General features: G+C 64.7%; 1 protein-coding gene and 1 pseudogene. One reads left to right on the top strand and one right to left on the bottom strand.

Annotated features, from left to right (window positions below; genetic code table 11):
- On the top strand, nt 1-359 hold a 359-nt coding region (uppS, locus tag DBR22_RS24960), incomplete at its 5' end, for a polyprenyl diphosphate synthase (protein ID WP_258229368.1).
- Here the strand turns inward: uppS and DBR22_RS21560 are convergent.
- Nucleotides 320-862 (bottom strand): annotated as a pseudogene (locus DBR22_RS21560) (alpha/beta hydrolase); the annotation flags it as partial. The gene uppS and the pseudogene DBR22_RS21560 sit on opposite strands and share 40 nt — an antisense overlap.

Raw genomic sequence — 862 nt, 5'->3', positions numbered from 1 at the left:
CCTGCACTTTGAACATGTGTGTTAATTACGGCGGGCGCGCCGAGATCACCGACGCCGTATCCGCCATCGCCGCCGAGGTTGCGGCCGGGCGGCTCAAGCCCGGAGCCATCAGCGAGAAAACGATCCAGAAATACCTGGACGAGCCGGACCTGCCGGATGTGGACCTGTTCCTCCGGAGCTCCGGTGAGCAGCGGTTGTCGAACTTCCTGCTCTGGCAGTCCGCCTACGCGGAGTTCGTCTTCATGGACACGTTGTGGCCCGATGTGGACCGCCGGACGCTCTGGAAGGCAGTAGAGATCTACGCCCAGCGGGACCGGCGTTACGGCGGTGCGGTAGACGCCGCCGCTCCGCAAGGGTAGGACTGCGCCCAGCCCGCGACGTCCCGGTAGGCTTCTTCCCGGATCTGCCGCTGCGATAAGAAGACATCGTGGATAGCACCGGGGTAGCGGAACACTGCAACCCTCCGCCCGAGGCGAAGGGCACGGCCCGCGGTCTCCTCTACATCGATGACTGCATCAACATGCATCAGGTCCTCGGTCCATTCGGCCTGGATCCTCGTCCTGTCCGAGAGCAGCACCAGCACCGGTGCACTGATATCCAAACCCCTCGCGACGGCAGCATGCCCGGCCAGCACCGCTTTCGCCCAGCCTGCCCGGATCGGGAACGAGGCTGCCGGCCGCCAGACGGGATGGAGCTGCCACTCACCGTGGGCCTCGCTGCTGACGCTCTGCCAGTAACCGGGCATCTCGGGAAAGTTGAAGGGACGCCGTGGATCTGCCCGGGCTAATGGTTCCACCAGGTGCATGGCGATGTTCCGGATCAGGCTGCTGCCCTGGAGTTCCAGCCACGGTGCATTCAGGAT

Origin of the sequence: Arthrobacter sp. HMWF013 (assembly GCF_003061105.1) — a bacterium.
Classification (GTDB): Bacteria; Actinomycetota; Actinomycetes; order Actinomycetales; family Micrococcaceae; genus Arthrobacter.
This window is presented reverse-complemented; position numbering and strand designations above follow the sequence as displayed.